Raw genomic sequence first — 8,482 nt, 5'->3', positions numbered from 1 at the left:
GCGATGAAGCGGCTTCGACCGCGCCGGCGGGGCGGTGGGTTCTTGGCTGGGAGCGCGCCACTCCGATGGCGCTCTTCCTGTCGATCACACACCCCATGAGCGCCATCGGAGTGGCGCGCTCCCAGCGCAAGAGCAGCCCCGCAAGATTTGCGGCCCTTGCGATAGATCAACGTCACATCGATCAGACCCAGCCTACAAAGCAATCTTGAACGGTGCAGGCGTGCGCCTCGAAGCGGGTCACGGATCATATGGCTACGGAGATCGAGAGAAAATTCCTGGTCGCCAATGATGCGTGGCGAAAGCGCTATGTTCGCAAGGACCATATAAAGGACGGACTGGTATGCTTTTCGGCCGAACGAAAGGTTCGCGTCCGTCTGCGCGAGAATCGGGCTACGCTGACAATCAAGGGGAAAAAAGCAGGCTTCCGGGATTACGAGTTCGAGTACGAAATTCCCGTTGCCGACGCCAAGGAACTGCTGGCCTCTCACTGCGACGGGTACGTGCTGGAGAAGACACGGTACCATGTTCCACATGGCTCTCTCGTCTGGGAGGTCGACGTATACGAAGGCATCCTCGATGGCATCGTGTTGGCCGAAATCGAAGTGAGCAGCGAAACCGCGCCGATCCCTCTTCCCGACTGGATTGGCGCCGAGGTGACCGGTCGCCCGGAGTACAAGAAGATAAATCTGCAAAGAGCCAGATGGGCCAACGCGAAGAGCGTCGTCGCCCAACCGGCTCCTGCCGATCGAAATCATCCCGTCGAGGGATGAGGCGTCGATTGCAGGGGGCACTTCCGGGTCCCGGGCCGCATGAGGCGACGAGGCCGGAGAAGAAGGGTCATGGGCGAGTGCCGCGAAGCCCGGACGCCTCCGCGTCGGCTATCCTGGGACGGAAGTGGCGCAACAACCGCTGCGACAAGCCTGCGAGACCTTCCGGCAGGACGACAATGGCGGCGAGCAGCATCACGGCGTAGAGCAGGCCCGACAGGCCTTTGCCGAGGCCGGCGGTGACGTCGGGCAGGAACTGCAGGATCAGGCCGCCCAGCACGGCGCCGCCCGGCGAGTGCATGCCGCCAATGACAAGCCCGAACAGCATCTGGATCGAAAGCCCGAAAGTGTAGCCGGTCGGGCCGACGAAGCCGTACTGGTAGGCCGACAGGCAGCCCGCGATGGCGATGTAGGCGCCGGCGATGCCCGACGCCGCGGCGCGCACCTGCACCACGCGGATGCCCTGGACCGACGCGGCGAGATCGTGGTCGCGGGTCGCCAGCAGGGCGCGGCCGGAGCGGCTGTCGATCAGGTTGTAGGCGAACCACAGGCCGGCACCCAGGAGACCGAGCGTCATCATGAAGCGCCAGCGATCGTCGCTCAGGAACTCGACCGGCGGAGTCGGGAAATCGAGATAGAGGCCGCCGACGCCGCCGGTGATTCCTTCGATCAGGCGCCAGCGCAGGAACTGCGGGAAGGCAATGGCGAAGGCGTAGGTCACCAGCGCCTGTGTCCACAGGCTGTGGCTGCCGGCAATGCGGCCGAGGCCGTAGCCCGCCGCGAAGCCCATCAGCATCGCCGCGGGAAGCCCGAGGTAGATCGAGAACGGCGTGTGGTTGACGAGGATCGCCGCCGAGTAGCCGCCGATGCCGAACAGGGCGGCCTGGGCGAACGAGAACTGGCCGCTGACGCCGCACAGGATCACCAGCCCGATCAGGGTGATCGCCCAGATCGCCGCCTGCGTGAAGCGGAAGACGATGAAATCCGGGAAGCAGAACGAGAGCGCGGCCGCCGCCACGAAAGCCATGGTCCACACGGTCCGCATCACGCTACGATAGACGGTAGCGGCCGGAAAAGGGAGGGAAGCGATGCGGTTGCGCCAGTGCGTGTTCGTCACCAGGGAACTCGAGAGCTCGCGCGAGGAACTGTGCGACATTCTCGGCATCGAGGTCGCCTACCGCGACCCCGGCGTCGCCAAGTGGGGCCTGGTCAACGTCGTCTGCCCGACCGGGCATGATTTTCTCGAGATCGTCACGCCCTTCCAGGAAGGGACGTCGGCCGGCCGCTACATCGATCGGCGCAAGGGCGACGGCGGCTACATGGTGATCCTGCAGGTCGCCGACGCGGCGGCCGAGCGCAAGCGCGTGACCGATCTCGGCATCCGCGCGGTGGCGCAGAAGGACCTGCCTGAGTACCAGTACACCCACTTCCATCCGTCCGACACCGCCGGCGTCCTGCTGTCGCTCGACACGACCTTCGCGCCCAAGGGAGTCGACCCGGCGCTGTGGTGGCCGCCGGCCGAGAAAGACTGGCTGAAGCACGCCCGCTCCGATGTCACCAACGGCCTGGCCGGGGTCGAGATCCAGCATCCCGATCCGGCGGCGGCCGCCGCCAACTGGTCGAAGATTCTCGGCCGTCCCGTTCAGGGCAACCGCATCTCGCTCGACGGCGGCGAGATCCGCTTCGTGCCGGTGACCGACGGACGCGGGCAGGGCGTGTCGGCCTACGACGTCAAGGCCGCCGACAAGCCCAAGGTCCTCGCCGCCGCCGAAAAGCGCGGCAGGAAGCGCGGCCCCTCGCAGGTCGAGGTCTGCGGCTGCCGGATCAATTTGGTGTGAGCTCTCATGTTGCTCCCCAGCTTTGCTGGGGAGGTGTCCGCGTAATCGCGGACGGAGGGGTCATGGCTGGGAGCGCGCCACTCCCGTGGCGCTCATGGGGTGTGTGTGGTCAAAGAGAAGAGCGCCATCGGAGTGGCGCGCTCCCAGCAAAGAGCCATGACCCCTCGGTCGCCGTATGACGGCGACACCTCCCCAGCGAAGCTGGGGAGGAGAATGAGTGGCGTGCTCCCGGACGTCAGCCGATACTCGTGAACTTTCGAACCTCGGGGCTTTCATGATCAAGATCGTCGGCAGCTATCTGTCACCCTATGTACGCAAGGTCCTGGCGTGCCTCGAGGCCAAGGACCTCGCCTACGAGGTCGATCCAATCGTGCCGTTCTTTGGTGACGATCGCTTCTCCAAATTGAGCCCGCTGCGCCGCATCCCGGTGCTGATCGACGGCGACCTCGTGCTCTCCGATTCGTCGGTGATCTGCCAGTACATCGAGGACAAGCAGCCCGAGCCGGCGCTGTTTCCGGCCGACATCCGCGACCGCGCGCGGGCGCGCTGGCTGGAGGAGTTCGCCGACACGCGCATGGGCGACGTCTTCATCTGGCGCCTGTTCAACCAGATCGCCATCCGGCCGTCGGTTTGGGGCGAGAAAGGCGACCGCGAGCTGGTCGACCGCACCTTGAAGGAGGACGTGCCGGCGGTGCTCGACTATCTCGAAAGTGAGGCGCCGGCCGAGGGCTTCCGCTTCGGGCCGACTCTGTCGATCGGCGACATCGCCCCGGCATGCTTCTTCCGAAACGCCGCCTGGGTGAGGTTCCAGATCGACGCGGCGCGATGGCCGCGCGCCGACGCCTGGATGGGGCACACCCTTGCTTCGCCGCCGTTCAAGACCCTGGCGAAGATCGAGGACGCGATCCTGCGCACGCCGATCCCAGAGCAGCGCAACGCGCTCATGGCCCTGGGTGCGCCGATCGCCGGTGAGACGTTCGCGACCGGCGCGCCGCGCCGCGGCATCATGCCGACATGAGCCCATGCGGCGGATTCCCTCTTTCGTCTATGGCAACGTCATCGGCGGCCTGATCACCGGGATCGTGGGCGGCGCCTTCCTCGACCTGAAGGCGGTGGTGATCTTCTCCGCGTTGCTCGCGGCCAACGCAGCCATCGTGTCGCTGGTCTGCTGGTGGCGGCCCGGCTTCGAGGCCGCCGCCTGGAAGCTGTGGCTGATGGCCACCTTCGCCAATCCGCTGATGCTGGGCGCACTGGTGTTCACGATCGACCAGTACGAGTGCCTGATCGGCAGCAGGACCGGCTGGAACTGCATGTTCGCCGGCATCGCCCCGCTGGTCGCCGGCGTCTGCCTGGTGCCCCCGGTGGCGGGGCTGGCCCTGCGCTGGTGGACAAGTCGACGGAACGCGCCCCTCTCGAGCTCAACTGCCAGGTGAACCCCGGGAGACCAGCACGTGTTGCGTGCACCGCGGCGCCGGGAGCGCGCCTAAGGGGGAGCAACCTCCGCCGACTGTGGCTCTCATGCTCTTCCTTGGACCGCGGGCGTCTCGCCCGCTCATCATTTGAGACATGTGCGGGCGAGACGCCCGCGGTCCGCATGAGCGCCACTGTCGGCGGAGGTTGCTCCGCCTCAAGTGGCTCCCGGCGCATTCTCATAGGCGGAAAGACCTTCGCCGCCGCGATACAGACGACACAATTCATGCGGAGCGCAACACCGCCGAGATACGAAGGACCAGTACTACAGCTCTCGTTCGATGGCCCATCCTCGGGGAATCGACAGGTCTCTGATCTTTCTTGGCATCCTACCTGGGAGGTGACAGTGAGACGCAGCATCATCACTCTCGTGGCGGTGATGTCGATCATTGGGCTGACGAGCGCCTACATTTCCGCGCGGCACTCCAATGGCGGCAAGTCTTACTTGCTGTCGATGAACACGGCGCCTGATCTCGCGACCGACCGTCCATCGGAGCCGCGTCCGAACCTCGTTGCCAAGTCCGCACCCGTGGATGTGCCAAAGGCATCGCTCGAACCCCTGCAGGCGCCGGTGCCGCTGCTCCTGAAGCCTCGTCAGGCAGCGAAGCCACCGACCGGCGATCCGGCAGGGACTCCGGGCATGGGCGACTCCGGCACCGTGGAGTCCTCCATCGGCCCCGACCCGGCCGGCGAGAGCGCTGCGCGGGCCGCCGTCGAGGCCGACGGCTACAAGAGTGTACGCATACTGGGCAAGGGCGACGGCGTGTGGCGCGCCAAGGCACTCCGCGGCAAGACCGAGGTCCTGCTGCTTGTCGATTCGAACGGCGCCGTCACGACCGCCGACTAGTGGTTGCGAGACGGGTTGCCGGGAGCGCGCCACCAGGAAGAAGCGACTCCTCCGCTGGGAGCGCGCCGCTGGTGGCGGAGATTGCTCTGCCACCAGTGGCGTGCTCCCAGTCATGGGCAGGGCATTCGCATATGACAGAATAGGCCGTCATCCCGACCGGAGCCGAGCGCAGCGAGGCGTAGTGGAGGGAACTTTCTTTCTGCAGCACCTGTAAGAAAGGTCCCTCGACTGCGCCGCCAATGGCGCTGCAAACAGCGCCTGATCGGGCGGCTCCGCTCGAAATGACGGTTGTTTTGTCATATGCGAACGCCCTGCAGCCATGGGGGCCGCCTGTGGGCGCCGAGCCCCCCGGCGGGCGGCGTGCAATTGATTGGGTACGTTACACTTGACATACCCGGCGCTATAGGTAGGATGAGGCCAAGGAGAAATCTCGTGGCCAAGTCCGTTCTTTCCGCCCCCCACTTCCAAGATGAGCAGGCCGCTTTCGACTACGTCGAAGCGCACCTCTGGCCGACTGGCCCGACCTGCCCTCATTGCGGGAATGCCGACAGCGCGCGGATCGGCCGGCTTCAGGGCAAGACCACCCGCCTTGGCCTGCGCAAGTGCTACGAGTGCAAGAAGCCCTTCACCGTCCGGCAGGGCACCATCTTTGAAAGCTCGCACCTCGCGCTGCACCTGTGGCTGCAGGTCATCCATCTCATGTGCGCTTCCAAGAAAGGCATCAGCACTCGCCAGATCCAGCGCATGCTCCAGTGCAGCATGAAAACCGCTTGGCACCTGTCCCACCGTATCCGTCTCGCGATGACCGATGGCGGCCTTGGCTCGCTCGGTAGCGCTGGCGAATTCGTCGAAGTCGATGAGACCTACATTGGCAAGAAGGCGGACGTTCCGAAACGTCGCGGCAATCAGCACAAGCACGTCGTGCTGACCCTCGTAGAGCGTGGCGGCGCGGCCCGCTCCTTCCACATCGACAAGGCGAGCGCTCGCGAAATCAAGCCGATCCTCGCCAAGCACATGAACAAGAACTCGGTCCTGATGACCGACGAAGCCAAGCTCTACATTCAGCTTGGCCCGATGTTCGCAGACCATCAGACCGTCAATCACGTCCACGACGAATGGGTGCGCGGTGACGCTCACACCAACACCGTTGAGTCGTTCTTCTCGGTCTTCAAGCGCGGTATGCGTGGCATCTATCAGCAGTGCGATGAGCGGCACCTGCATCGCTATCTCGCCGAGTTCGATTTCCGGCACACCAATCGCGAGCGGTACAACGCGAAGGGCGAGCCGCGCGGTCTTGACGACACCCAGCGCGCCACCATGGCTCTGCGGGGCGTGGTCGGCAAGCGACTCACCTATGAAACAGTTAGTCGCGCGTAGTCGGGCAATGCCTCGGCTCAAGCGGCTGCTGTCACTGCTATTGAATTGGTAGGGGGAGAACGTCATGGCCGATGAAACCAAGGATAATCCGATCACCACTGAGTCAATTCCGAGCCACGCCAACGAGACATCGGCCATCGCTAGCGCGAGTGCCCCAATCATTTTCACCGACTGGGTAGGCACATATGGTGTGAACCAAGATACTGGTATCGCCCATGTTTCCCTTGAGGTGGTTCGCCATATGCCCGTTGGCCCCGGAGCCGTTAGCGACCGTGTGATTGTCGCTCATCTCCGGATGCCGATGAGAACGCTTAGGCTTCTGAAAGACACGATTGAGAAGATCGAGTTGATGACGCAGCCCACCCCAAGCAACGCGAAAAACTGATTTCATGGTGCACCCGTGCCGAAGAAGCCCCCAGCAAAGTCCAAGACCCGCGACCCAGACCAGTACGCGCGCTTCCTAGAAGCCGCGAAGAAGGCCGAGGCCAGCGACGATCCGAAGGAGTTTGACAAGGCGTTTAGGCGGGTCACGAAACCGCCCGCTGCCGGAAAGGTGAAGGGCCGCGAATGACCACTCGGGTCATTCCACCATCGCTGTACGTCCGATCTCGTGGGTATCTGAGATCGTAGATATAGCGTCCCGGCTCGATGCGCTCGCGCACCGACTTCATGAAGTCCTTAACCAACTCGTCTTCGGTGAAGAAGAACCCGACCTTCACCCATCCCTCGCGCTGTTGTTGAAAGTATCCGAAGTCGCCCGTGTCTTGATTGTCCAGCGTTCCCGCTTCTGCCCAATGCCGTATCCACCATGCCCAAAAGTCGGCCGCCTGAAGGGGCACAAATTCCTGATCGTCCAAGAAGCGTGGGACCGACTTGCTATAAAACTGTTTGGTTTCAGGTGGCCGACTCGCCAAATAATCATCCCACGACTCTAATATTTCCTTCTTTGCGTCAGTTCTGTTGTCAAAGACAAAATCGATAGGCTCGTTCAACGACGGCACTACGTTATCAATGATGTGACGGTTGGTGTGGAACATGTCGTAAAGAGCGCGGAAAGTGATCTTGTATGGGTTGGCGACAAAGCCCCAATCAATGTCGCAGTCGGGAATCCACACACGCCCCATGGCGCGTCGTAGATCGCCCTTATCAATCACACACGAGAAGGAAAACAGGACGTGTTGTTCGATGATGCGAAAGAACCAAGGCACCCGGCTCCTTCGTTCATCATTGTCGTCCATCTCATCCATTTTGAAGTGCATGTTGCCGTTTTTGGCCCGAGTGCCGGCGGGTAACATCTTTTCCCATTCCGCCGAGAACTTTGCCCACGCCTCAGCAGTGGCCACATGACCACCCATAACGAACAGGCCGTCTCTCGACCTGTTTTCGCTCTCGTCAACAGCGGCCCGGAATATCATCAGCAGGCGTCCCACTGCCTTGCCGGGGGCCAGACCACACACCTCCGCCCATACGTGGTCGGCGGCCCGACTCGCCCCCCAGACGTGTTCTAAGAGCGCGTTCATCGCGCCCTCTCATGGCATACTACATCTTGTGCCGGGTACGGCAAGTGTAACGTACCCAATTGATTGCACGAGGTCGTGGCTGCAGCGGCGAGCCGGTTCGGCTGGGCCTTCTATCCACTCGTGCGACGCCGTGACAGCAAGGTGTGATTGCACGAACGTTCCTGGCTGCAGAAGAGAGCCACCACGGCTGTCCGCTCTGTCCGCTCGTGCGGCGTCGTGGTAGCCGGCGTGACCCATATGCGCGCGATTCGAAGGACCTCACCGTGACTGCCGGCACCGACGCAAGACGACCAGTCACCGACGCAACGCCTCGCGGGTGCGTCAGCGCCAAGCCCTTGATTTCAAAGGCCGCTGACGCACGGACGCAACGGACGCAAGAATCGGCGGCGCCGATTCTCGCGGCCGCTCGCGGACGGGTAAGAGGACTCCGGGGCGGGCGTCGGATGACTGCGACCGCAAGACAGCGGGTGCGACCGCAAGAGGCCTTGCCGAACGGTCGCTTGCGGTCGGTCCAACTTCTTGATTCCAAAGGCTGCGACCGCAAGCGACCGCACCGACGGCAAGAAAAGGGGGTCGTTTTACTTTGTGCGCCGGCGCGTGACACTCTCCGCCAGCCAAGGCTGCCCGGGCGTCCGCGTGAAGCACCGACTTCCCTGATCCGCT

General features: G+C 63.4%; 10 protein-coding genes. 8 read left to right on the top strand and 2 right to left on the bottom strand.

Annotated elements, in window-relative coordinates:
• Positions 1 to 209, top strand: a 209-nt coding sequence (locus AB7O82_RS35180) for a hypothetical protein (RefSeq protein WP_428621570.1), incomplete at its 5' end; no start/stop codon positions are given.
• A 39-nt stretch (positions 210 to 248) separates the two neighbouring features.
• A complete protein-coding gene (locus AB7O82_RS35175) occupies positions 249 to 770 on the top strand; it encodes a CYTH domain-containing protein (RefSeq protein ID WP_428621568.1) in 522 nt (173 codons plus the stop codon).
• 67 nt (positions 771 to 837) lie between these two features.
• Here the strand turns inward: AB7O82_RS35175 and AB7O82_RS35170 are convergent, their stop codons facing one another.
• Positions 838 to 1,884, bottom strand: a complete 1,047-nt coding sequence (locus AB7O82_RS35170) for a branched-chain amino acid ABC transporter permease (RefSeq protein WP_428621567.1) — start codon at positions 1,882 to 1,884, stop codon at positions 838 to 840.
• On the opposite strand from AB7O82_RS35170, the gene AB7O82_RS35165 reads away from it, so the two are divergent.
• The 6 genes from AB7O82_RS35165 to AB7O82_RS35140 all read left to right on the top strand — a co-directional run bounded on the left by AB7O82_RS35165 (position 1,856) and on the right by AB7O82_RS35140 (position 6,684).
• Positions 1,856 to 2,605 carry a VOC family protein gene (locus AB7O82_RS35165; RefSeq protein WP_428621565.1) on the top strand — a complete coding sequence of 250 codons (750 nt, stop codon included), beginning with the start codon at positions 1,856 to 1,858 and terminating at the stop codon, positions 2,603 to 2,605. The genes AB7O82_RS35170 and AB7O82_RS35165 overlap by 29 nt on opposite strands.
• 274 nt (positions 2,606 to 2,879) lie before the next feature.
• On the top strand, positions 2,880 to 3,623 hold the full coding sequence (locus AB7O82_RS35160) for a glutathione S-transferase family protein (protein WP_428555899.1): 744 nt from the start codon (positions 2,880 to 2,882) through the stop codon (positions 3,621 to 3,623).
• 4 nt (positions 3,624 to 3,627) lie between these two features.
• Entirely contained in the window at positions 3,628 to 4,038 is a 411-nt protein-coding gene (locus AB7O82_RS35155) for a hypothetical protein (protein ID WP_428555896.1), read from the top strand.
• Between the two features lie 416 nt (positions 4,039 to 4,454).
• Positions 4,455 to 4,922, top strand: coding sequence for a hypothetical protein (locus AB7O82_RS35150; protein WP_428621563.1), 468 nt, complete (start codon positions 4,455 to 4,457; stop codon positions 4,920 to 4,922).
• A 432-nt stretch (positions 4,923 to 5,354) separates the two neighbouring features.
• Complete coding sequence (locus tag AB7O82_RS35145; RefSeq protein WP_428621562.1) at positions 5,355 to 6,299, top strand: IS1595 family transposase; 945 nt, start codon at positions 5,355 to 5,357, stop codon at positions 6,297 to 6,299.
• Positions 6,300 to 6,363: 64 nt separating this feature from the next.
• Positions 6,364 to 6,684 (top strand): hypothetical protein, encoded by a 321-nt coding sequence (locus AB7O82_RS35140; RefSeq protein WP_428621560.1) that lies wholly within the window; start codon positions 6,364 to 6,366, stop codon positions 6,682 to 6,684.
• Positions 6,685 to 6,826: 142 nt separating this feature from the next.
• On the opposite strand, the gene AB7O82_RS35135 is transcribed toward AB7O82_RS35140, so the two are convergent.
• On the bottom strand, positions 6,827 to 7,819 hold the full coding sequence (locus AB7O82_RS35135) for a DUF3800 domain-containing protein (protein ID WP_428621558.1): 993 nt from the start codon (positions 7,817 to 7,819) through the stop codon (positions 6,827 to 6,829).
• Positions 7,820 to 8,482 lie beyond the last annotated feature (663 nt).

Origin of the sequence: Reyranella sp., from assembly GCF_050185545.1 — a bacterium.
GTDB lineage: Bacteria > Pseudomonadota > Alphaproteobacteria > Reyranellales > Reyranellaceae > Reyranella.
This window is presented reverse-complemented; position numbering and strand designations above follow the sequence as displayed.